General features: G+C 68.5%; 19 protein-coding genes and 1 riboswitch. Of the genes, 7 read left to right on the forward strand and 12 right to left on the reverse strand.

Annotated elements, in window-relative coordinates; translation table 11 throughout:
- Nucleotides 1–58: 58 nt before the first annotated feature.
- From AB0I69_RS38550 to AB0I69_RS38590, 9 genes are all read right to left on the reverse strand, one after another.
- Nucleotides 59–2143 carry a putative Ig domain-containing protein gene (locus AB0I69_RS38550; RefSeq protein WP_363100416.1) on the reverse strand — a complete coding sequence of 695 codons (2085 nt, stop codon included), beginning with the start codon at nt 2141–2143 and terminating at the stop codon, nt 59–61.
- A gap of 310 nt (nt 2144–2453) precedes the next feature.
- Nucleotides 2454–3467: a ribonucleotide-diphosphate reductase subunit beta gene (locus tag AB0I69_RS38555; RefSeq protein ID WP_318018734.1), complete on the reverse strand. Its 1014-nt coding sequence runs from the start codon at nt 3465–3467 to the stop codon at nt 2454–2456.
- Entirely contained in the window at nt 3467–5767 is a 2301-nt protein-coding gene (locus tag AB0I69_RS38560) for a ribonucleoside-diphosphate reductase subunit alpha (RefSeq protein ID WP_363100520.1), read from the reverse strand. Before AB0I69_RS38560 ends, AB0I69_RS38555 begins: the two co-directional genes overlap by 1 nt.
- 262 nt (nt 5768–6029) lie before the next feature.
- Nucleotides 6030–6189: riboswitch (cobalamin riboswitch) on the reverse strand.
- A gap of 17 nt (nt 6190–6206) precedes the next feature.
- Entirely contained in the window at nt 6207–6713 is a 507-nt protein-coding gene (locus tag AB0I69_RS38565; protein WP_363100417.1) for a GNAT family N-acetyltransferase, read from the reverse strand.
- A 106-nt stretch (nt 6714–6819) separates the two neighbouring features.
- Entirely contained in the window at nt 6820–8421 is a 1602-nt protein-coding gene (gene mctP / locus AB0I69_RS38570) for a monocarboxylate uptake permease MctP (protein ID WP_363100418.1), read from the reverse strand.
- Nucleotides 8418–8681: a DUF3311 domain-containing protein gene (locus tag AB0I69_RS38575; protein WP_363100419.1), complete on the reverse strand. Its 264-nt coding sequence runs from the start codon at nt 8679–8681 to the stop codon at nt 8418–8420. The genes mctP and AB0I69_RS38575 overlap by 4 nt, the downstream gene beginning before the upstream one ends.
- A gap of 152 nt (nt 8682–8833) precedes the next feature.
- Complete coding sequence (locus AB0I69_RS38580) at nt 8834–9034, reverse strand: YbdD/YjiX family protein (RefSeq protein ID WP_363100420.1); 201 nt, start codon at nt 9032–9034, stop codon at nt 8834–8836.
- A complete protein-coding gene (locus tag AB0I69_RS38585; RefSeq protein WP_363100421.1) occupies nt 9006–11153 on the reverse strand; it encodes a carbon starvation CstA family protein in 2148 nt (715 codons plus the stop codon). The genes AB0I69_RS38580 and AB0I69_RS38585 overlap by 29 nt, the downstream gene beginning before the upstream one ends.
- A gap of 68 nt (nt 11154–11221) precedes the next feature.
- The gene (locus AB0I69_RS38590) at nt 11222–11986 is read right to left on the reverse strand and encodes a GntR family transcriptional regulator (RefSeq protein ID WP_363100422.1); all 765 of its coding nucleotides are present in this window, start codon (nt 11984–11986) and stop codon (nt 11222–11224) included.
- A 309-nt stretch (nt 11987–12295) separates the two neighbouring features.
- On the opposite strand from AB0I69_RS38590, the gene AB0I69_RS38595 reads away from it, so the two are divergent.
- The 4 genes from AB0I69_RS38595 to AB0I69_RS38610 all read left to right on the forward strand — a co-directional run bounded on the left by AB0I69_RS38595 (nt 12296) and on the right by AB0I69_RS38610 (nt 17064).
- Nucleotides 12296–13582: an extracellular solute-binding protein gene (locus AB0I69_RS38595; protein WP_363100423.1), complete on the forward strand. Its 1287-nt coding sequence runs from the start codon at nt 12296–12298 to the stop codon at nt 13580–13582.
- A gap of 100 nt (nt 13583–13682) precedes the next feature.
- Entirely contained in the window at nt 13683–14666 is a 984-nt protein-coding gene (locus AB0I69_RS38600) for a sugar ABC transporter permease (protein WP_363100424.1), read from the forward strand.
- On the forward strand, nt 14663–15526 hold the full coding sequence (locus tag AB0I69_RS38605) for a carbohydrate ABC transporter permease (RefSeq protein ID WP_363100425.1): 864 nt from the start codon (nt 14663–14665) through the stop codon (nt 15524–15526). Before AB0I69_RS38600 ends, AB0I69_RS38605 begins: the two co-directional genes overlap by 4 nt.
- 8 nt (nt 15527–15534) lie before the next feature.
- A complete protein-coding gene (locus AB0I69_RS38610) occupies nt 15535–17064 on the forward strand; it encodes a glycoside hydrolase family 3 protein (RefSeq protein WP_363100426.1) in 1530 nt (509 codons plus the stop codon).
- A gap of 113 nt (nt 17065–17177) precedes the next feature.
- Here AB0I69_RS38610 and nagB read toward each other — a convergent pair whose 3' ends face one another.
- Complete coding sequence (nagB, locus tag AB0I69_RS38615; protein WP_363100427.1) at nt 17178–17963, reverse strand: glucosamine-6-phosphate deaminase; 786 nt, start codon at nt 17961–17963, stop codon at nt 17178–17180.
- 215 nt (nt 17964–18178) lie between these two features.
- On the opposite strand from nagB, the gene AB0I69_RS38620 reads away from it, so the two are divergent.
- Entirely contained in the window at nt 18179–19249 is a 1071-nt protein-coding gene (locus AB0I69_RS38620) for an SIS domain-containing protein (protein ID WP_363100428.1), read from the forward strand.
- 33 nt (nt 19250–19282) lie between these two features.
- Here the strand turns inward: AB0I69_RS38620 and AB0I69_RS38625 are convergent, their stop codons facing one another.
- A complete protein-coding gene (locus AB0I69_RS38625; protein ID WP_363100521.1) occupies nt 19283–20035 on the reverse strand; it encodes an SDR family oxidoreductase in 753 nt (250 codons plus the stop codon).
- Nucleotides 20036–20143: 108 nt separating this feature from the next.
- On the opposite strand from AB0I69_RS38625, the gene AB0I69_RS38630 reads away from it, so the two are divergent.
- Together AB0I69_RS38630 and AB0I69_RS38635 are read left to right on the forward strand one after the other, a co-directional pair.
- Nucleotides 20144–20773 carry a TetR/AcrR family transcriptional regulator gene (locus tag AB0I69_RS38630; RefSeq protein ID WP_363100429.1) on the forward strand — a complete coding sequence of 210 codons (630 nt, stop codon included), beginning with the start codon at nt 20144–20146 and terminating at the stop codon, nt 20771–20773.
- A gap of 363 nt (nt 20774–21136) precedes the next feature.
- Complete coding sequence (locus AB0I69_RS38635; protein WP_266867674.1) at nt 21137–22603, forward strand: PAS domain-containing sensor histidine kinase; 1467 nt, start codon at nt 21137–21139, stop codon at nt 22601–22603.
- Nucleotides 22604–22774: 171 nt separating this feature from the next.
- On the opposite strand, the gene AB0I69_RS38640 is transcribed toward AB0I69_RS38635, so the two are convergent.
- Nucleotides 22775–23032: a WhiB family transcriptional regulator gene (locus tag AB0I69_RS38640; protein ID WP_006142322.1), complete on the reverse strand. Its 258-nt coding sequence runs from the start codon at nt 23030–23032 to the stop codon at nt 22775–22777.
- Nucleotides 23033–23298: the final 266 nt, after the last annotated feature.

Here is a 23298-nt window from a genome sequence, read left to right on the forward strand (position 1 = left end):
GTGGACATGACAGGACCCCGGCCGCTGCGAGACGACCGGGGTCCAGCTCATGAGGAGGTCAGCTGGTCGTCACGGCGGTGTCGTCGAGGACGAAGCTGGTCTGGAGGGAGGAGTCCTCGACGCCGCTGAACTTCAGCGTGACGGTGGATCCGGCGAAGGAGGACAGGCTGAAGGACTTCGCGACGTATCCGCTGGCCGCGTTGAGGTTGGAGTAGGTGGCCAGGGTGGTGGATCCGGCGGTGACCGTCAGCTTGTCGTAAGCCGTGCTGGTGGTGGTCTCCGCGGTGTCGACGTGCAGGTAGAAGGTGAAGGTCGTGCCGGTGCAGCCGGACGGGATCGTCACCGACTGGGAGAGCGTGTCGGTGTGGGTCGAGCCGTAGCCGTCGAGCCACGCGTAGTACGAGCCCGCGTGTGCGGACTCACTGCTGGAGTTGGTGATGACGCCGCTGCTCGCGGTCCAGGTCGTGTTGCCGGACTCGAAGCCCGCGTTGCCCAGGAGCTGGGACGAGGTGCAGGTGCCGCCGCCGGAGGTGCTGACCGTCCAGGTGAAGGAGGCCGAGCCGGAGGCGCCGGTGGAGTCGGTCGCGGTCACCGTCACGGCGTACGTGCCGGCGGTGGACGCGGTGCCGGAGATCAGCCCGGTCGAGCTGCTGATCGACAGGCCGGTCGGCAGCCCGCTCGCGCTGTAGGTGAGGGTCGCGCTCGCGCTGTCCGTGGCCGAGATCTGCAGGCTGGCCGTGGAGCCGGTCACGGTGGACTGGCTGCCCGGGTTGGTGACGGTCACCGTGTTGCCCGTGGTGGTGCCGGAGGTGAAGGCGGCGGTGCCGTCCGGGGTGCCCCAGCCGGTCGGGCCGTCGTAGCCGGTGCCCGCGGTGCAGAAGTAACTCGTCGAGCAGGAGCCGTTGTTGCCGCTCGTGACGTCGTACAGGTTGCTGGTGTGGGAGTAGGGGTACTTCGCCGGGTAGTCGCTGGAACCCGGGGTGCCGGCCAGCGCGTAGACGCCCGCGATGATCGGGGACGAGGCGCTGGTGCCGCCGTAGACCGCCCAGCCGGAGCCGCCGTAGGTGTCGTAGACGGCCACGCCGGTGGCGGGGTCGGCCACGGCGGAGACGTCGGCCTCCATGCGCTTGGTGCAGCCGGTGTCGGTCTGCCAGCTCGGCTTCGAGTCGTACGCCGAGCAGCCGGAACCGGTGCCCTCGGTGCTGCTGGTCTTCCACACGGACTCGGTCCAGCCGCGGGTGCTGGAGGAGGTGGAGAGGGCGGTGCCGCCGACTGCCGTCACGTACTGGGACGTCGCCGGGTACTCGGCGCCGTAGGCGCTGTCACCGGAGGAGACGGTGATCGCGACACCCGGGTGTTTGAAGTACGAGGTGTCCTCGCTGGTCTGCGAGGAGGACTCGGAGCCGCCCCAGCTGTTGGAGACGAACTTCGCGCCCAGGGTGACGGCCTCGTTCTCGGCGGTGCCGAGGTCGGAGTCGGTGGCCGAACTGGCCTCCACCAGAATGATGTTGCAGTTCGGGCAGACCGCGCTGACCATGTCGATGTCGAGCGCTTCCTCGCCCGCCCAGCCGCTGTCGTTCGTCGGCAGGGACGTGGTCGAGCCGGTCTGGCTGACCTGCTTGAAGCAGCCACTGGCCACGGTGCAGGCCGACAGGCCGAAGTTGGAGCGGTAAGTGGCCAGGTCCGAGGCCGCGTTGGGGTCGTTGTACGCGTCGACCACCGCGACCGTCAGGCCGGAGCCGCCGGTCGAGGGGAGCGCGTACGCGCTGTGCAGGTTGGCCGGGCTGAGGCCGGAGACCGCGGCGGCGGCGTCCGCCTTCACCGCGGAGGCCAGCTTCTGCTTGATGTCGGTGCGCCGCTGGGCGAAACAGGCCGCCTGGCCCGGAGCCGCGGTCGCGCACAGGTGCTCGGTCGGCACCTTCTGCCCGGCCTTGCCGGTCGAGTGGACGGCCTGGGCCGCGGGGGAGGTCAGGGCCTTGGAGTTCTGGGTGACCTTGGAGACCTGGGCGGATTGGGCGACTGCCTGCGGGGCGGGCTGCGCGTCGGCGGGGGAGGCCGCCGCGAGCCCGAAGACGCTGAGGGTGAGGGCGGGTATGGCGGCGGTCAGCAGTCTTCGCAGACTCCGTCTGGGCTTCTCACGCATGGGGGTACTGCCTCCATCGTTGGAGTGGGGTTCCTCGGCGTGGTGGCAGGCCTGTGACGCGCGTAGCGGCGGCGGTAGACGTCGTCATGGGCATGACACTTTGAACGTCCTGTGGGGTCGCCGTGAATGACATGAACAGGACGGGCAGAACGTAGCCGGGGTGACGAGACCGCGAACAGACGCGCCTCATGAACTTTGCCGCTCCATAGAAACTCCATGGACGGCCCATGGAAGCTCCATGGGCCGTCCGCGAAGTAAGAGGCAGATAAAGAAGGCTATGCGCCCTCGTCCGACGAGGACTCGACGAGGGCTAGAAGTCCTCGTCGAGGTCGACCGTGCCCTCCACGGCGACCTGGTACGCCGACGGACGGCGCTCGAAGAAGTTGGTCAGCTCCTGCACACCCTGCAACTCCATGAAGGAGAAGGGGTTCTCGGAGCCGTAGACCGGGGCGAAGCCCAGCCGCTGGAGGCGCTGGTCCGCGACGCACTCCAGGTACTGGCGCATCGAGTCGGTGTTCATGCCCGGCAGACCCTCACCGCACAGGTCGCGCCCGAACTGCAGCTCCGCCTCGACGGCTTCGCGCAGCATGTCGGTCACCTCCTGCTGGAGCTGGTCGTCGAACAGCTCCGGCTCCTCCTTGCGGACGGTGTCGACCACTTCGAAGGCGAAGCTCATGTGCATGGTCTCGTCGCGGAACACCCAGTTGGTGCCGGTGGCGAGACCGTGCAGGAGACCCCGGCTGCGGAACCAGTAGACGTACGCGAACGCGCCGTAGAAGAACAGGCCCTCGATGCATGCGGCGAAGCAGATCAGGTTGAGGAGGAAGCGGCGGCGGTCGGCCTGGGTCTGGAGGCTGTCCAGCTTCTCGACCTCGTTGATCCACTTGAAGCAGAACTCGGCCTTCTCGCGGATGGAGGGGATGTTCTCCACCGCGTCGAACGCCGCCGCTCTGTCCTCCGGGTCGGGGAGGTAGGTGTCGAGGAGCGTCAAGTAGAACTGGACGTGCACGGCCTCCTCGAAGAGCTGGCGGCTCAAGTACAGCCGCGCCTCGGGGGAGTTGATGTGCTTGTACAGCGTCAGCACGAGGTTGTTCGCCACGATCGAGTCGCCCGTCGCGAAGAACGCGACCAGCCGGCCGATCATGTGCTGCTCACCCGGCGTCAGCTTCGCGAGGTCGGCGACGTCCGAGTGGAGGTCGACCTCCTCGACGGTCCAGGTGTTCTTGATCGCGTCCCGGTAGCGCTCGTAGAAGTCCGGGTAGCGCATGGGGCGGAGGGTCAGCTCGAAGCCCGGGTCGAGAAGGTTCTTGGCTTCGGTGGTCATTACTGGCAGGCCTCGCAGGACTCGGGGTTTTCCAGGGAGCAGGCGACCGCGTCTTCGTCGGGGGTCAACTGCTGTACGGGGAGGGTGGGTTGGGCTTGGGCCTGGGCCGCGCGGGCGATGCGGGTCGCGGGGCGTGAGCGCAGGTAGTACGTCGTCTTCAGGCCCTGCTTCCAGGCGTACGCGTACATCGAGGAGAGCTTGCCGATCGTCGGCGTCTCCAGGAACAGGTTCAGGGACTGCGACTGGTCCAGGTACGGCGTGCGGGCGGCGGCCATGTCGATCAGGCCGCGCTGCGGGATCTCCCACGCGGTGCGGTACAGGGCGCGCACGTCCGCCGGGATCCAACTGAAGCCCTGCACCGAGCCGTTGGCCTCACGCAGCGCCTCACGGGTGCGGGCGTCCCACACGCCGAGCTGCTTCAACTCGTCGACCAGGTAGGAGTTGACCTGGAGGAACTCGCCGGACAGCGTCTCGCGCTTGAACAGGTTGGAGACCTGCGGCTCGATGCACTCGTACACGCCCGCGATCGAGGCGATGGTGGCGGTCGGGGCGATCGCCAGCAACAGGCTGTTGCGCATGCCGGTTTGGGCGATACGTTCCCGCAGTGCCGACCAGCGCTCGGGCCAGGTCAGTTCCACGTCGTAGTGGTCGGGATGCAGGACACCCCGGGCCGTACGGGTCTTCTCCCAGGCCGGGAGCGGGCCGTTGCGCTCGGCGAGGTCGGCGGAGGCCTCGTACGCGGCGAGCATGATGCGCTCGGCGATACGGGTGGAAAGGGCCTTGGCCTGCGGGGAGTCGAAGGGGACGCGCAGCTTGAAGAAGACGTCCTGGAGGCCCATCGCGCCCAGGCCGACCGGGCGCCAGCGGGCGTTGGATCGGCCCGCCTGCTCGGTCGGGTAGAAGTTGATGTCCACGACACGGTCGAGGAAGGTGACGGCGGTACGGACCGTCTCGTCCAGCCGCTCCCAGTCCAACTCGCCATTCGTGACGAACGCGCCGAGGTTCACCGAACCCAGGTTGCAGACCGCCGTCTCGCCGTCGTCCGTGACCTCCAGGATCTCCGTGCAGAGGTTGGAGGAGTGGACGGTGTGGCCCGGCTCGGCCGTCTGGTTGGCGGTGCGGTTGGCCGCGTCCTTGAAGGTCATCCAGCCGTTGCCGGTCTGCGCGAGGGTGCGCATCATGCGGCCGTAGAGGTCACGGGCCGGGATGGTCTTCTTGGCGAGCCCCTGCGCCTCGGCCTTGCGGTACGCGGCGTCGAACTCGTCGCCCCACAGGTCGACCAGCTCGGGCACGTCGGCGGGGGAGAACAGCGACCAGTCGCCGTTCTCGTTCACCCGGCGCATGAACTCGTCCGGGATCCAGTGCGCCAGGTTCAGGTTGTGCGTACGACGGGCGTCCTCACCGGTGTTGTCCCGCAGCTCCAGGAACTCCTCGATGTCGGAGTGCCAGGTCTCCAGGTACACCGCGGCGGCACCCTTGCGTCGGCCGCCCTGGTTCACCGCGGCGACCGAGGCGTCCAGCGTCTTCAGGAACGGGACGATGCCGTTGGAGTGCCCGTTCGTGCCGCGGATCAGCGAACCGCGGCTGCGGATACGGGAGTACGACAGTCCGATGCCGCCGGCGTGCTTCGAGAGGCGGGCGACCTGGTGGTAGCGGTCGTAGATGGAGTCCAGCTCGTCCAGCGGGGAGTCGAGGAGGTAGCAGGACGACATCTGGGGGTGCCGGGTGCCGGAGTTGAAGAGGGTGGGGGAGGACGGGAGGTAGTCCAGGCGGCTCATCAGGCGGTAGAGCGCGGCCACTTCGTCCAGGGCGCGGGTGCTGTCGTCCTCCGCCAGGCCGGACGCCACACGCAGCATGAAGTGCTGGGGGGTCTCGATGACCTTGCGGGTGATCGGGTGGCGGAGGAGGTAGCGGCTGTAGAGGGTGCGCAGACCGAAGTAGCCGAAGCGGTCGTCGCCCTCGGTGTCGACCAGCGCGTCGAGGCGGGCCGCGTGCAGCCGGGCGAACTCGGCGGTGCGGTCGGCGATGAGGCCCTCGCGGTGGCCCACCGAGACGGACTCGGTGAACGTCGTGACGCCCTGGGAGGCGGCCTCGGCGGCGATGCTGATCGTCAGCAGGCGCGCGGCCAGCCGGGAGTAGACCGGGTCCTCGGAGATGAGGCCGGCGGCAGCCTCCGTGGCCAGTTCGCGCAGTTCCGTCACGTCCGCGTGCGTGGACCGGCCGCGCAACGTGGCGGCGGCGACCCGGCCGGGGTCGGCGTCGGGAAGGTCGGCGGTCAGCTCGGTCAGGGTCCGCAGGATCGCGGTACCGGGGCCGTCGGCTCCGGGAACGGTCGCTCCGGGAACGGCCGTACCAGGAACGTCGGTTCCGGTCGCGGTCGCTACGGTCGCCTCGTTCGCCTGGGTCGCTGATGCCGGCTCTGCTGGCGCGATGGTCACGGTGGGGCTCTCCCTCGCTCGGCACGGGGCCTTGCGGAGGGCAGGCGGCAGTACACGAGCGCGCGGGGCGTCGCGTCCACCGGCCCACTCCACGAGGCCCGGACGTCATGCGCCCTGGCCGGGTGGCCGGACGCGAGCTGTCGGCAGGTCCTCGGACTGACCATACGTGCATATGCACGTAAGTACACCGTTGCGGGACAGTTCCGGATTCGCACCGGATTCCCCTGCGGCGACAGCGAGCATGAGCATACATCTTGTGCCCGCCCGTCACGCCACCACCAGATGTTGTGTCGCGGTGGTTTCAGAGCGTCAGCTTGTAGGTGAGCAGAGTGAGATCGTCCAGATGCGGCACGGGATTCCAGTCCCGGTCGGGTGTGCGGACGAAACCCAGGCGTTCGTAGATGCGGTGGGCCGCGTGCATCGAGCGTTGGGTCGACAGGACGATGGCTGTGCAGGCTTCTGTGGCTCGGGCGCGGTCGATGCAGGCGCGGACCAGGGCCTCGCCGGCGCCTCGGCCGCGGGCGGCGCGGGCGATTGCTAGTGCGCGGATCTCTGCCTCGCCGGGGCGGGCGATGTCGGCCACGGGGCCGGGGCCTTGGACGAAGGTGACACCGCCGAGGAGGTGGTCGCCGTCCATCGCGACGAGGACTTCGGCGGCTGCGGCTCGGCTTGCTACGTCCTTCAGTACGGGGAGGTACGGGTCGGTCTCGCCGTAGTCGAGGAGGCCGTCGTCCAGGTAGGCGTGGGCTGTGAGGGTGCCGAGGGGTTCGTATTCGGTGGGGTTGGCTCGGCGGATGAGGATGTCCATGTAGGTGAGTGTGTACGAAAGCGGGCCGCCGATGGTCTTGCTTTTCGGCGGCCCGCTGCGGGTCGTGTGTGGCTGGTCGCGCAGTTCCCCGCGCCCCTAGGGGGTCTTAGTGGCCGGCGATCACAGGGAGCTCCTCTTTTACTCCCGGGTCGCCTGCGTCTGCCGTGTAGTCGGCGGGGCTGGTTTCGTCGATGCCCTCGGGGGCCTTGAACGCCTTCAAGGCGAACGTCAGCACCACCGTCACGGCGACGTTCAGGACGAATGCCGTCAGGCCGATGTAGCCGATCTCGCCGATGCCGGGGATCTTCTTGGACGAGCCGCCGAAGTGGTCCTGGGTCGGAGACGCCACCCCGTAGGCCGCCAACGTGCCGTAGATCATGCCGACCGCCCAGCCGGCCAGCAGGGCCCAGCGGTGGAACCAGCGGGTGAAGAGGCCGCCGACCAGGGACGGGAAGGTCTGGAGGATCCAGATGCCGCCCAGGAGCTGGAAGTTGATCGCGACCGTCTTGTCCATGGTGAGGACGAAGGCCAGGGCGCCGACCTTCACCAGGAGCGAGACGATCTTGGAGACCTTGGTCTCCTGGGCGGGGGTCGCGTCCGGGTTGATGAAGTCCTTGTAGATGTTGCGGGTGAAGAGGTTCGCCGCGGCGATGGACATGATGGCCGCGGGGACGAGGGCGCCGATGCCGATCGCCGCGAAGGCCACGCCCGCGAACCAGTCCGGGAACATGTTCTCGAAGAGCTGCGGGATGGCCAACTGCCCGTTGGTGACCTTGACTCCGGCCGCGATGGCCATGAAGCCGAGCAGGGCGAGCAGGCCCAGCATCAGTGAATACAGGGGCAGGATCGTGGTGTTGCGGCGGATCACGTTGCGGCTCTTGGAGGAGAGGGTCGCGGTGATCGAGTGGGGGTACATGAACAGGGCCAGTGCCGAGCCCAACGCCAGTGTGGCGTACGTCCATTGGCCCGCCGGTGCGGGGACGAGTCCGCCCGCTCCGGCCGCCTTGAACTTGGCTCCCGCCGCGCTGAAGATGTCGTCGAAGCCGCCGAGCTTGATCGGGATGTAGATGATCGCCACCGTGATCACGATGTAGATCAGCCCGTCCTTCACGAACGCGATCAGCGCGGGTGCGCGGAGACCGGACGAGTAGGTGTACGCGGCCAGCACGGCGAACGCGATCAGCAGCGGCAGGTCCTTCACGAACCAGTTGGAGTTCGCGCTGCCGCCCACTCCCATGACGTCCAACACGGCCTGGATGCCGACCAGTTGGAGCGCGATGTACGGCATGGTCGCGAGGATGCCGGTGACCGCGACCGCCAGCGACAGGCTCTTCGAGCCGAAGCGACCGCGCACGAAGTCGGACGTCGTCACGTAGCCGTGCTTGTGCGACACCGACCAGAGGCGGGGCAGGAACGTGAAGATGAGGGGGTACACGAGGATCGTGTAGGGCACGGCGAAGAAGCCGGCCGCGCCCGCCGCGTAGACCGCCGCCGGGACCGCGACGAACGTGTACGCCGTGTAGAGGTCGCCGCCGAGCAGGAACCAGGTGACCCAGGTGCCGAACGACCGTCCGCCCAGGCCCCATTCGTCGAGGCTCTGCTCGCTGTCGGCCCGGCGCCAGCGCGCGGCCAGGAAGCCCAGGACCGTGACGGCCACGAAGAAGAAGATGAAGACGCCGAGAGCGACGCCGTTCACGCCGTCGTTCACCGGGTACCTCCGTGGCGGGCGCGCTGGTCACGCTGCCAGAGCTTGTAGGCGGTCATGGTCAGCGCCGTCGAGATCAGCACCCACAGCATCTGGTACCAGTAGAAGAACGGGATGCCGATGAACGTGGGGTCGATCTTGGTGTAGGAGCCGACCCAGAGCAGCGCCACGAAGGGCGCGATGAGGCAGACGGCGATGACGACGCGCGCCGGTGTCACCACCGGTGCTGCCACTTCGGGCGGAACTTCGGGTACATCTGACATTTCGCGGCTCCGTCCCCTCACTGATCACCTGTGTAACGCGCAGGCAATGTAGGTCACGGTGTCACCGCAGCGAAAGACCTCGTCCGCATATCGGCATGTCGATTCGGTGAAAGCCCGACATCGGTGTCAACAGCAGGGGGCAGCAGCAGGGGTCAGCAGCAGCGGAAGCCCTGCCTCGGGTCGGCCTCCTGGCGGTCCGTCCGCATCCGTTCGAAGTCGCGCCGGTTCGGGACCGCCGCGTCCGGGTGGTCCCGGCGTACGTGCGCCACATGCCGCTCGTACGCCGACTCGTCCATCAGCTCCCGGACGTACCACCGCACTCCGCTAACCGCCCGCCTGAACGCCGACCGCATCGCGCGCCGCCGCCTCCTCTTCCTTCTCCTCCCGGGTCGGGACCAGCCCGGCCGGTGCCACGATCTTCGACTCCACGTACGGCGTCTCGCTCAGTGTGGAGAGCGCGGGGCGGCGGACGTGTCGAACACAGACTCGGAGGGCGTCCGCGATCACGACCACTACCAGCACCGCGAGAATGGCCGAAAGTACCCCGTCCACCGTGGAGTTGGTGACGACGGTGTGCATGTCGTCCATGTTCTTGGCGGGCGGCAGGACCTTGCCCGCGTCGATGGCGTCCTGGAACACGGACCGTTGCTTGAAGAAGCCGACCTTCGGGTCGCTGGAGAACACCTTCTGCCAGCTCGCGGTCAGGGTGACCGTCGCGTCCCAGGTCAGCGGAACCCCGGTGATCCAGGCCCACTTGAGGCGGCCGGACTTCACCAGGAGGGTGGTGCAGACGGCCAGGGCGACGGCCGCGAGGAGCTGGTTGGAGATGCCGAAGATCGGGAAGAGCTGGTTGATCCCGCCGAGCGGTTCGTGGACGCCGACCCAGAGGAAGTAGCCCCAGAGGGCGCACACGATCGCGCTGGTCAGTGCCAGGCCGGGCTTCCAACTCACGTTCTTGAAGGGCCGGTAGACGTTCCCCAGCATGTCCTGGAGCATGAACCGGCCCACGCGGGTGCCCGCGTCCAGCGCGGTCAGGATGAACAGCGCCTCGAACATGATCGCGAAGTGGTACCAGAAGGCCCGCAGACTCCCGCCGGTGACCTTGGAGAAGATCTCCGAGACGCCGACCGCGAGGGTGGGCGCACCGCCGGTGCGGGACAGCAGACTGGCCTCGTCGACGTTCTTCGCGGCCTGCGCGAGGTCGGCGGGGGTGATGTGGTAGCCCCAACTGCTCACCACCTGCGAGGCGTTCTGCACCGTCGTGCCGATCGCGCCCGAGGGGGCGTTCATCGCGAAGTACAGACCGGGGTCGATGATGCTCGCGGCGACCAACGCCATGATCGCGACCGACGACTCCATCAGCATGGCGCCGTAGCCGATCATGCGGATCTGGGTTTCCTTCTGGATCATCTTCGGCGTCGTACCGCTCGATATCAGCGAGTGGAAGCCGGACAGGGCGCCGCAGGCGATCGTGATGAAGACGAACGGGAAGAGCGAGCCGGCGAAGACCGGGCCGTTGCCGTGCTTGGCGAAGTCGGTGACGGCGGGCATCTTCAGGGCGGGCAGGGCGACGACGACACCGATCGCCAGCAGGGCGATGGTGCCGATCTTCATGAAGGTGGAGAGGTAGTCGCGCGGGGCGAGCAGGGTCCAGACGGGGAGGATCGAGGCGATGAAGCCGTACGCCACCAGCCAGATCACCAGCGTCGAGGGCGCGAGGGTGAAGGTGCCGGCCCAGGACGACTCGGCGACCCAGCGGCCCGCGACCAGGGCGAGCAGCAGCAGGGCCACGCCGATGAGGGAGACCTCGGAGATGCGGCCGGGGCGAAGTACCCGTAGATAGAAGCCCATCAGGAGGGCGATCGGGATGGTCATGCCGATGGAGAAGGTGCCCCAGGGCGAGGAGGCCAGCGCGTTCACGATGACCAGGGCCAGCACCCCGAGCAGGATGATCATGATGGCGAAGGTGGCGAACAGGGCCGCCGCGCCACCGAAGGGGCCGATCTCCTCACGGGCCATCTGGCCAAGTGACCTGCCGTCGCGCCGGGTTGAGAAGAACAGCACCACCATGTCCTGGACCGCGCCCGCGAAGATGACACCGGCGATGATCCAGACCGTGCCGGGCAGGTAGCCCATCTGCGCGGCCAGTACGGGTCCGACGAGCGGTCCGGCGCCGGCGATCGCGGCGAAGTGGTGGCCGAGCAGGACGCGGCGGTCGGTGGGGTGGTAGTCGATGCCGTTGTCGAGGCGTTCGGCCGGGGTGGCCCGGGTGCCGTCGACCTTCAGGACCTTGTACGCGATGAACTTCGAGTAGAAGCGGTAGGCGATGGCGTACGAGCCGAGTGCGGCGGCGACCATCCAGGCGGCCGACACGTTCTCGCCCCGCGCCAGCGCGAGCACGGACCAGCCCGCCGCGCCGACGAGCGCGACGAGGGTCCAGACGACGATGGTTCGGACGTTCGCGGTACGCACCGGGTGGTCCTCCCGTCCATGCGGCGACGGGGGGAACGTAGAGCAACCAGCGTTACTGCGTAAGTCCCCTAGTCCTGCGGCCGCTTGAGTCGCGCCACGAACTTGTAGCGGTCCCCCCGGTACACCGAGCGCACCCACTCCACCGGCTTGCCCTCCTTGTCGAGGGAGTGGCGGGAGAGCATCAGCATGGGCAGGCCGACGTCGGTGCTGAGGAGGCCGGCCTCGCGCGGGGTGGCCAGCGAGGTCTCGATGGTCTCCTCGGCCTCGGCGAGGTGGACGTCGTAGACCTCGGCCAACGCGGTGTACAGGGACGTGTACTTGACCAGGGACCTGCGCAGGGCGGGGAAGCGCTTCGCGCTGAGGTGGGTCGTCTCGATGGCCATCGGTTCGGCGTTGGCCATGCGCAGGCGCTCGATGCGCAGGACCCGGCCGCCGGTGGTGATGTCGAGCAGGTCGGCGAGGGTGTCGTCGGCGGTGATGTAGCCGATGTCGAGGAGCTGCGAGGTGGGTTCGAGGCCCTGGGCGCGCATGTCCTCGGTGTACGAGGTGAGTTGGAGGGCCTGCGAGACCTTCGGCTTCGCGACGAACGTGCCCTTGCCCTGGATGCGCTCCAGGCGGCCCTCGACGACCAGTTCCTGAAGGGCCTGGCGGACGGTGGTGCGCGAGGTGTCGAACTCCGCGGCGAGGGTGCGCTCGGGCGGGACCGGCGTGCCGGGTGGCAGCGTCTCCGTCATGTCGAGCAGGTGTTTCTTCAGGCGGTAGTACTTGGGCACACGAGCGGTGCGGACGGTGGGCCCACCCTCGTTCTCCGCACTGCTGACATCGGTGCTCATGCTCCGCCTTCCCGGCTCCGGACAGGGGTCATTCGGTGATCCCCTCTGTATACCGTTGCCGTCTCTTTTGGTCTAGTCCACAGCGCCAAGTGGTCTAGCGGAAGAGAGTACTCCGGCGCCGTTGTTTTCGCTGCCTTCTTACTTAAAGGTTCCTGCATATGTAGGTCGCATAACAGCTGGTCAGGGGTGTTTCGGGGGCTCTTGACAGGCCCTGTGGTCTGGTCCAAGCTCCCGGTACTGGTCTACACCATTGGTTCAGGTCCCGGCTCTTGGGCGGGAGGTGTGGCAGGCATCCCTGAGGAGGGTGGCGTGAAGCGCAAGCTGATAGCCGCGATCGGTATCGCGGGCATGATGGTCTCCATCGCGGCGTGCGGGGGCAACGACGACAAGAGCTCTTCGAACAGCGGCGCCGACGCCAAGGAGCTGACCGTCTGGCTCACCGTCGACGCGCAGAACAACTGGCCCGCACTGGTGAAGGCGGCCGACGCCACCGTGCAGAAGGCCCACCCGGGCGTCAAGATCAAGCACGAGTACTACGGCTGGCCGGACAAGAACACCAAGCTCGACGCGGTCCTCGCCACCGACAAGGCCCCCGACGTGGTCGAGATGGGCAACACCGAGATGCTGAGCTACATGGTGAAGGGCGCCTTCGCGCCCGTCGACGCCTCGAAGTTCACCAACTCCTCCGCCTGGCTGGACGGCCTCAAGGCCTCGGTGACCTACAGCGGCAAGACCTACGGCGTCCCCTACTACGCCGGTGGCCGCGTCGCCAACTGGCGCAAGGACATCGCCGCTTCGGCCGGCATCAAGGCGCCCCCGACGACGTACACCGAGCTGACCGCCGACCTGGACAAGATCCAGAAGAAGGAAGGCAGCAAGTTCAGCGCCTGGTACCAGCCCACCCGTGACTGGTACGCGGCCATGTCCTTCGTCTACGACGCCGGCGGCGCCATCGCCACCCAGTCCGGGGACCAGTGGAAGGCCGGCCTCTCCTCGCCCGAGTCCATCAAGGGACTCAACGAGTGGAAGTCGGTCATCGACAAGTACATGCACGGCGACAAGACCAAGGACGAGTCCGACCGCTACATCGTCTACGGCCAGGGCAAGGCGGCCATGATCTTCGGCGCCGCCTGGGAGGGCGCGAGCGCGGCCGACCCGAAGGCCGACAAGACCGGCGGCAAGCTGAAGACCAGCCTCGTCAACTTCGTGATGCCCGGCCCGTCCGGCAAGAACATGCCCGTGTTCCTGGGCGGTTCGGACCTGGCCATCCCGGTCAAGTCCAAGGCGCAGGCGCTCGCCGCCGAGTGGATCAACGCCTTCACCGGTCCGTCCGGCCAGAAGGGCCTGATCGCCAAGGGCAACCTGCCCAACAACAAGACCGACCTCGCGACGCTGAAGAGCGACCCCGCGACGGCGGTCCCGGCCACCGCGGCCGAGTCCAACTGGTTCGTCCCGATGGCACCGGGCTGGGGCCAGGTCGAGAAGGCCCAGGTCCTGCAGACCATGCTGCAGAACATCGGCACCGGCAAGCAGTCGGTCGAGGACGCCGCGAAGACGGCGGATGCCGCGATCGACAAGGTCATCAACACCAAGTGATCTGAGTGCAGGGCCCTGTTGGACCCCGGGGGATTTCTTCGGGGCAGGGCCCTGCCTCACGTACGGCCGTACGACCTGAGGGATCGCTGAGGAGCGCGCGATGAGTGCCGACACGACCACCCCCGCCAAGGTGCCGCCGCCGCGGCAGGCGCCGCCACCGGGCGTCCCCCACGCACCCCGCAGAAAGCGGACGTCGAGAGGGACCGGGGTTCCCTGGCTGCTGCTCGCCCCCTGTCTGCTCATCCTCGCCCTGGTCATGGGCTATCCGCTGGTCCGCCTGGTCACGCTGTCCTTCCAGTCCTTCGGGCAGTCCCAGCTGTGGGGCTTCAAGCCCGCCGAGTGGGTCGGCTTCGAAAACTTCTCGGGGATCCTCGGCGACGGCGAGTTCTGGGGCGTCGTCGTCCGCACGATCGTCTTCGCGGCCGGCTCGGTCATCTTCACGATGGTCGCCGGCATGGCGCTCGCGCTGCTCCAGCAGAAGGTATCCGGCTGGCTGAAGACCCTCATCAACATTGTCCTGGTGGCCAGTTGGGGCATGCCGGTCATCGTCGCGACCACCGTCTTCAAGTGGCTCTTCGACACGGACTACGGCGTCTTCAACGCCCTGCTCAGCAAGTTGCCCGGCGTCGACATGGTCGGCCACAACTGGTTCGCCAGCGGACCGCAGGGCCTCCTCGTGATCATGCTGCTGGTGGTCTGGGGCGCGGTGCCCTTCGTGGTGATCACCCTCAGCGCCGGACTCACCCAGGTCCCCCAGGAGTTGGAGGAGGCCGCCCGCCTCGACGGCGCCGGCGCGTGGGGCGTCTTCAGGTACGTCACCCTGCCCATCCTCAAGCCGATCATCGTGATGCTCACGACCCTGTCGGTGATCTGGGACATGGGTGTCTTCCCGCAGGTGTTCGTGATGCGCGGCGGCCACCCCGAGGCCGACTTCCAACTGCTCAGCACCTACTCGTACGACCGCGCGTTCGTCGTCAACGACTACGGACAGGGTTCCGCGATAGCCCTGGTCACGGTGGTGCTGCTGCTCGGTGTCGTCGCCGTCTACATGCGTCAGATGCTTCAGATCGGAGAGGTCGAATGAGCGCGCTCACGACCGACGCGCCCCGGAGGACGACCGGTGGGCGCAAGAAGTCCAAGCTCGGCTGGAACCTCGTCGGCCTGCTCGTCTTCGTCGTCGTCGGCTTCCCCCTCTACTGGATGCTCGACACGGCGTTCAAACCGGCGAAGGACGCCATCGACCCGGACCCGAGCCTGCTGCCCACCGGCATCACCCTCGACAACTTCCGCCGGGCGCTGGACATCGCCGACTTCTGGGGCCCGGTCGGCCGCAGCCTCATCGTGTCCCTGTCGGTGGTCGTGATCGGCGTCATCGTCGGCCTGCTGGCCGCGCTCGCGATCTCCCGCTTCGCCTTCCGGGGCCGCAAGATCGTGATCGTCGGCATCCTCGCGGTCCAGATGGTCCCGCTGGTCTCGATGATCATCCCGGTCTTCCTGCTCCTGAACGACCTCGACCAGTACGACAAGCTCTCCGGCCTGGTCATCACCTACCTGACCTTCATCCTCCCGTTCACGGTGTGGACCCTGCGCGGCTTCATCGTCAACATCCCGAAGGAGCTGGAGGAGGCGGCCATGGTCGACGGCTGCTCCCGCACCGGCGCCTTCATCCGCGTGGTCTTCCCGCTCCTGGCCCCCGGCATGGTGGCCACTTCCGTATACGGCTTCATCCAGGCCTGGAACGAGTACCTCTACGCCCTCATGCTGCTCAGCCAGGAGCACCAGACGGCGACCGTCTGGCTCGGCAACTTCACCACCAAGCACGGCACCGAGTACGCCCCGATGATGGCCGGCGCCACGATGATGGCCGTGCCGATCGTCGTCCTGTTCCTCATCGTCCAGCGCAAGATGGCCGCGGGGCTGACCGCGGGCGCTGTGAAGGGATAACGCAACCGATGACGACACTCGCCAGCGGTACCGACACCCTGACGCGCGACGCCCTCACCGTCCTGCAGCCCGGCTTCCCCGGCACCACGGCCCCCGACTGGCTGCTCCGCCGCCTCGGCGAAGGCCTGGCCTCGGTGGGCCTGTTCGGCCGCAACATCGCCTCGCCCGAGCAACTGTCCTCCCTGACCGCCCAGTTGCGGTCCGAACGGGACGACGTGCTGGTCGCGATCGACGAGGAGGGCGGAGACGTCACGCGCCTTGAGGTGCGGACCGGCTCCTCCTTCCCGGGCAACCACGCGCTCGGCGCGGTGGACGACGTGGACCTGACGAGGGCGGTGGCCCACGAGCTGGGACGCCGCCTCGCCGCATGCGGCGTGAACCTCAACTGGGCCCCCTCCGCCGACGTCAACTCCAACCCCTCCAACCCGGTCATCGGCGTCCGCTCCTTCGGCGCCGACCCGGAACTGGTCGCCCGGCACACGGCGGCCTACGTCACCGGCCTCCAGGCGGCCGGCGTCGCCGCCTGCACGAAACACTTCCCGGGCCACGGCGACACGGCGGTCGACTCCCACCACGCGCTACCGCGCATCGACGCGGAGTCGTCGGTCCTGGAACGGCGCGAACTGCTCCCGTTCCGCGCGGCCATCGCCGCCGGCACCCGCGCGGTGATGAGCGCCCACATCCTGGTCCCCACCCTGGACCCGGACCACCCGGCCACCCTCTCCCTCCGCATCCTCACCGACCTCCTCCGCGGCCAACTCGGCTACGACGGCCTCATCGTCACCGACGGCATGGAGATGCAGGCCATCGCCGCCACCTACGGCATCGAACGCGGCAGCGTCCTCGCCATCGCCGCCGGCGCCGATGCGATCTGCGTGGGCGGCGGCCTCGCGGACGACGAGACGGTACGACGCCTGCGGGACGCGCTCGTGGGAGCGGTGCACGCGGGCGAACTACCGGAGGAACGCCTGACCGAAGCGGCCGAGCGGGTAAGGGAGTTGGCCCGGTGGACGGCTTCGGGGGCGGCTGCGTCCACCTCGGACGAGGGCTCCGCTTCGGACACGGGTTCCGCTTCTACGGCAGAGGTGACGCGCGTCGACATCGGTCTCATCGCCGCCCGCCGTGCCCTCAGGGTCACCGCCACCGACCGCTTCACCCCGCTCACCGAACCGCCCTACGTCGCCCTCCTCACCCCGGTCGCCAACATCGCCGTCGGCGACGAGACCCCCTGGGGCGTGGCCGCCGAACTGTCCCGGAAGCTGCCCGGCACGGAGACGGGCAGCTTCTCCGGGGAGGGCGCGGGACCCGAGGCCCTGGAGGCGGCCGGCACGCGGCGCATCGTCGCCGTGGTCCGGGACGAACACCGGCACCCCTGGATGGCGTCCACCCTCGACACCCTGCTGGCGGCCCGCCCCGACACCGTCGTGGTCGAGATGGGCGTCCCGCAGACCCCGCCCCGAGGCGCCCTCCACATCGCGACCCACGGTGCGGCCCGCGTCTGCGGCCACGCGGCGGCGGAGGTCATCGCGGGCGCGTGACCATGAGCCGGGGGAGCGACCCCGACCCGGGGGAACACCTCCGAATACACCGGTGCCGGGCTCTCCACGAGCGAGCCCGGCACCGGCACGTACGCGTCGGAGGAACCCGCGCCTCAGATCCCCTGCCAGTCGGGCTTGTTGACGAACGTGTGCCGGAAGTAGTCCGCGAGCTTCAGCTTGGACGCGGCGCCCTCGTCGACCACGACCGTCGCATGCCGGTGCAACTGCAGCGCCGACGCCGGGCACACCGCGGCGATGGGCCCCTCCACGGTCGCGGCGACCGCGTCCGCCTTGCCCTCACCGGTCGCGAGCAGCACCAGGTGCCGGGCCTCCAGGATGGTGCCGATGCCCTGCGTGATGACGTGGTGCGGCACCTGCTCGATGTCGCCGTCGAAGAACCGCGCGTTGTCCACCCGTGTCTGCTCGGTCAGCGTCTTGATCCGCGTCCGCGAGGCCAGCGACGAGCACGGCTCGTTGAACCCGATGTGCCCGTCGGTCCCGATCCCCAGTATCTGCAGATCGACCCCGCCGGCCTCACCCAGCGCCCTGTCGTATGCCTCACACGCCCCCTGCACGTCCTCGGCCGTCCCGTCCGGCCCGAAGAACGAGTCCATCCCGACCCCGAGCGGCTCCAGCACCTCGCGCCGCAGGACCGAGCGGTACGACTCCGGGTGCTCGGCCGGCAGCCCCACGTACTCGTCGAGCTGGGCGATCCGCGCCCGCGAGGTGTCCACGGCCCCGGCACGGACCTTGGCCGCCAGCGCTTCGTAGATGGGCAGCGGCGTCGACCCGGTGGCCACGCCGAGAAGGGCGTCCGGCTTGCGCCGGAGCAGCTGTGCCATGGCCTCGGCGATCAGCTCGCCGCCCGACTTGGCGTCCGGAACGATGACAACTTCCACGCTGGCCTGCCGTTCTGCAGAGGGGACTTCGAGGAGCCCGGAGGAGCTGTGTGGTTTAGACCAATCCGCGCACCAATCTAACAGAGGAGGGTCCTGCCTCCCAGAGTTCGCCGCCTGTCCGAAAACCGGTAACCGCCCCACAGGGGCGCACCTCCCCCAGAGGGGGTGAAATGGACACCGCACCGCAGCCCCGACCGACCTTCGGAGGACCCCGCATGACCGCCACGACCCCGGCCCCCCTGAACGAACTCCCCGGCCGGATCATGGCCCGCGAGATGGCCGAGCAGCCCGCCGTCCTGCGCCGCATCCTGGACGAGGGCGCCCCGCGCATCCGGCAGGTCGCCCAGGACGTGGCCGCCCGCAAGCCCCGCTTCGTCCTGCTCACCGCCCGCGGCACCTCCGACAACGCCGCCCTGTACGCCAAGTACCTCCTGGAGATCCGCCTCGGCCTGCCCTGCGGACTCACCTCGATGTCGACCACCACGGCCTACGGCGCCCACCCCGATCTGACCGACGTCCTCGTCGTTACCGTCAGTCAGTCCGGCGGCTCCCCGGACCTGGTGGCCTCGACCCGCGCCGCCCGCGAGGCCGGCGCGATCACGGTCGCCGTGACCAACAACCCGGACTCACCGCTGGCCGCCGTCTCCGAGTACCACATCGACATCATGGCCGGGCCGGAGAAGGCCCTCCCCGCGACCAAGACGTATACGGCCTCCCTTCTCGCGCTCTATCTCTTCGTCGAGGGTCTTCGCGGCGGCGACGGCGCGGCGGCCAAGGCGCTCCCCGACCTCGCCGAACAACTCCTCGCCCGCCAGGAGGAGGTCCGCACCCTCGCCTCCCGCTACCGCTTCGCCGAACGCATGGTGATCACCTCCCGCGGCTACGGCTATCCCACCGCCAAGGAAGCCGCCCTCAAGCTGATGGAGACCAGCTACATTCCCGCCCTCGCCTACTCCGGCGCCGACCTGCTGCACGGCCCCCTCGCCATGGTCGACAACGTCTCCCCGGTCATCGCGGTCGTGACGGACGGCAAGGGCGGCGCCGCCCTCCAGCCCGTGCTCGACCGACTGCGTGGCCGCGGCGCCGACCTGGTCGTCATCGGCCCGGCAGGCCAGGTCGAACAGGCCTCGGCCGGCTTCGTCCTGCCTGTCGAGGGCGTCCCCGAGGAGCTCCAGCCGATCCTGGAGATCCTCCCGCTCCAACTCCTCGCCTATGAGGTCACCATCGCCCGCGGCCAGGACCCGGACGCGCCCCGCGCCCTGGCCAAGGTGACGGAGACCCGCTGATCAAGGTGGCGGAGACCCCCTGACCCCACGTCCCTACGTCAGCGAACCTCCCGTCGCGTCCACCCAACTCCCGGTGATCCACCGCCCGCCGTCGGACGCGAGGAACGCCACCACGTCCGCCACGTCGGCGGTCTCTCCCACCCGCCCCAGCGCGGAGAAGGCCGCCGCCCGCGCCCAGCCGTCCTCGCTCCCGTGCAGGAACTCGGCGGTGTTGTCCGTGTCTATGAGCCCCGGTGCCACCGAGTTCACCGTGATGCCCCGGGGCCCGAGCACCTTCGACAGGTCCCGGGAGAAGACGTCCAGGGCGCTCTTCGTCATGGAGTACGCGATGTTGTGCGGCATCGCCGCGCTCCGGGCGAGCCCCGACGAGATGTTGATGATCCGGCCCCCGTCCCGCAGCCGGCCCAGACCGTGCCGGACGAGGAAGAACGGCGCCTTCACATTCACCGCGAAGACACGGTCGTACTCCTCTTCCCCTATCTCCTCGATCGGCGAGGAGGATCCGATCCCCGCGTTGTTCACCAGGATGTCCAGCCCGTCCGCCTGCCGGTCGAACTCCGCCCAGAGCCCTTCGACATCCCCGGGCACACCCAGTTCCCCGCCGATCGCGAACGCCGAGCCACCCGCCCCCTCGATCGCCGCGACCACGTCCTTCGCAGCCGCCTCGCTCCTGCCGTAGTGCACCGCGACCCGTGCCCCGTCCCTCCCCAGCCGCTCCGCGATGCCCCGCCCGATTCCCCTGCTCGCACCCGTGACAAGTGCCGTCCTGCCCGCGAGCACACCCATGTCCATCCCCATGTCCACACCCCTCCGCATTTCGCTAGCGGTCGCTACAGAAAAGACCGTACAGCAGCGCACCGACATTTCTCTAGCACTCGCTATACAATTCACTCCATGGTGCGCAGCGAAGAGACGAAACCGCAGGTCAAGGCCGGTAAGTCGCGAGGGCGACCACGTTCCTTCGACCGTACGACCGCGCTGGAGCGGGCGATCCTCGCCTTCTGGGAGCACGGCTACGAAGCCACCTCCGTCTCGGACCTCACCCGCGTCATGGGCATCGGCGCGCCCAGTCTCTACGCGGCCTTCGGTGACAAGCAGGCCCTGTTCGCCGAGGTCGTGGCGGAGTACGGCACGCGCTACGGCTCCTTCACCGACCGCGCCCTCGCCGAGGAGCCCACCGCCCGGGCCGCCGTGGCGCGGACGCTGCGCGAGGCGGCCGTCGAGTACACCGTCCCGGGCCGCCCGCACGGCTGTCTCGTCATCCACGCGGCCACCAACTGCACGAGCCCCGAGGTCGAGGAGTCCCTGCGAGCGCGGCGCAACGCCAACCTCGTTGCCTTCGAGCGTCGTATCGAAGCGGACATCGCCGCGGGGGAGCTGCCGGCGGACCTCGACGCCGCCGCGCTCGCCCGGCATACAGGGGCCGTCGTCCAGGGGATGTCCCAGCAGGCGCGGGACGGAGCGAGCCGTCAGGAGTTGGAGGCGCTCGCCGAAATTGCCATGACCATCTGGCCCCGCACATGACCCAACACGGTTAGGCTTCGCGGAGGATGCTGGGACGTCCGAGTAGTTGCGGACAGGTGCGGGAAAGCATCGACATCAAACATCCTTCAACGCATGGACACGGATTAGTGGTCTAGTCCACAATGTGTTAAGGCGTAAGCCTCCGTCTTCCCCGCACAGGAAGACGGACCGAGGAACCGAGGCTCTCTGCCCTGACTGCCCCGGCTCCTCATCCATCGGCCGATCGGGACCGCACACCCCGTGGCCGTTGCTGCTCCGGGCTGCGGTGCCGAGAGGGCTGAGGGTCCCTCTCAGGCGCCGCGGCCCGCGGGTGTTTTTTAGGACAGGTACAGACCGGCGGGTACGCTCGCAGATGTGCCCTCCATGAACGAACTCGTACGCCAGCACACCGCACTCGACGACTCCGATCTTGAGTGGCTCCACCTGCTGGTCTCGGAGTGGCAGCTGCTCTCCGACCTCTCCTTCGCCGACCTGGTCCTGTGGGTCCCCACGCGCGACGGCACCCGCTATGTCTCCGTCGCCCAGATGCGGCCGAACACCGGCCCCACCTCGTACCAGGACGACATGGTCGGCCACCTCGTCCCGCGCGGCCGCCGCCCCATGCTGGACGCCGCCCTCGACGAGGGCCGGATCGTGCGCGAGGGCGACCCGGAGTGGCGCGAAGAGGTCCCCGTCCGCGTCGAGTCGATTCCGGTACGACGGGACGGACGCGTCCTGGGAGTCATCGCGCGCAACACCAACCTGCTCACCGTGCGCACCCCGAGCCGCCTCGAACTCACCTACCTGCAGAGCGCGTCGGACCTCGCGCAGATGATCGCGGCCGGTTCCTTCCCGTTCCCGAACCAGCAGGTCGACATGGACGCCTCACCGCGCGTCGGCGACGGACTGATCCGGCTCGACGGCGACGGCATCGTGCAGTACGCCTCGCCCAACGCCCTCTCCGCATACCACCGCATGGGCCTCGCCACCGACCTCGTCGGCCAGCACCTGGGCGTGACCACCGCCGAACTCGCCCCGACCCGGGGCCCGGTGGACGAGGCGCTCGCCAAGGTCGCCAGCGGATGGGCGCCGCGCGAGTTCGAGATCGAGGCACGCGACGGGGTCATCCAGTTCCGGGCGATCCCGCTCAAACCCAAGGGCACCCGCATCGGTTCACTGGTACTGCTCCGGGACGTCACCGAACTGCGCCGCCGCGAGCGGGAGTTGATCACCAAGGACGCGACCATCCGGGAGATCCACCACCGGGTGAAGAACAACCTCCAGACGGTCGCCGCCCTCCTCCGCCTCCAGGCCCGCCGGATCGACTCCGAGCGCGGCCGGGAGGCGCTGGAGGAGGCCGTACGACGGGTCGGTTCGATCGCGATCGTGCACGAGACGCTGTCCCAGAACCTGGACGAGCGCGTGGAGTTCGACGAGATCGCCGACCGGGTGCTCGCGATGGTCGCCGAGATCTCCCCGGGCAAGGTCACCGGCCGGCGCAGCGGACGCTTCGGGATACTGGACGCCGAGGTCGCGACCCCGCTCTCCATGGTGCTCACCGAGATCCTGCAGAACGCCCTGGAACACGGCTTCCGCGAGGGCGAGACGGGCACGGTCGAGGTCTCGGCCGTCCGCGGCGGCACCTCGAAGGACGCCCGCCTCCTGGTCACCGTCCAGGACGACGGCGTAGGACTCCCCGAAGGATTCGACCCGCACCGCTCGGGCAACCTGGGTCTGCAGATCGTACGGACGCTGGTGGAGGGCGAGTTGGGCGGCACGTTCGACATGGTGCCGGGGCCGGAGCGGGGGACCCGGGTGATCCTGGACGTGCCGGTGCAGGCGCACAAGTGACGTACGGGGAAAGGGTGTACGGGGACAGCAAAGAGCCCCGGATCATCAACTGATCCGGGGCTGCTCGCTCGTTGCTATGCGCATCGGGGGTACTGCGCGCTGCGGCTCGGGGGCGGGAGATGCGTACTCGCTGTACGCGCCGCCAAGCTCAGGCTGTTAGCAGGGTGGGCGTCAGGCGGAGGCCTGACGGGCACGGTTGCGAGCGGCGCGGCGCTTCATGGCGCGGCGCTCGTCCTCGCTGAGACCACCCCAGACGCCGGAGTCCTGGCCGGACTCAAGCGCCCACTGCAGACACTGGTCCATAACGGGACAGCGACGGCAGACGGCCTTGGCTTCCTCGATCTGCAGCAGCGCAGGACCGGTGTTGCCGATGGGGAAGAAGAGCTCGGGGTCTTCCTCGCGGCAAACGGCGTTGTGACGCCAGTCCATGGCTGCTACCTCTCCTTGGTATTACGTGCGGGTTGCTTGTGAATGTGAACGCTTTCACGAATCCCTCAACAAGTGAAGGGCCGAACGCCAGGTTCACTGGCGGGGTCCTGTGGATTGAAGAGGGGTTCCGGTGATCCGTGGAGGCCGGTGTTGCGGGCCGTCTCGATCGCCACGTAGAGACTCGCAAACCTCAGCGGCGGATACAACCCCTTCTGGAAAGTTTTTTTTGATTCCTCGGTGTCGACTAGGTCACAGCCGTACTTCCA

It is taken from the genome of Streptomyces sp. NPDC050508 (assembly GCF_040655155.1).
GTDB lineage: Bacteria > Actinomycetota > Actinomycetes > Streptomycetales > Streptomycetaceae > Streptomyces.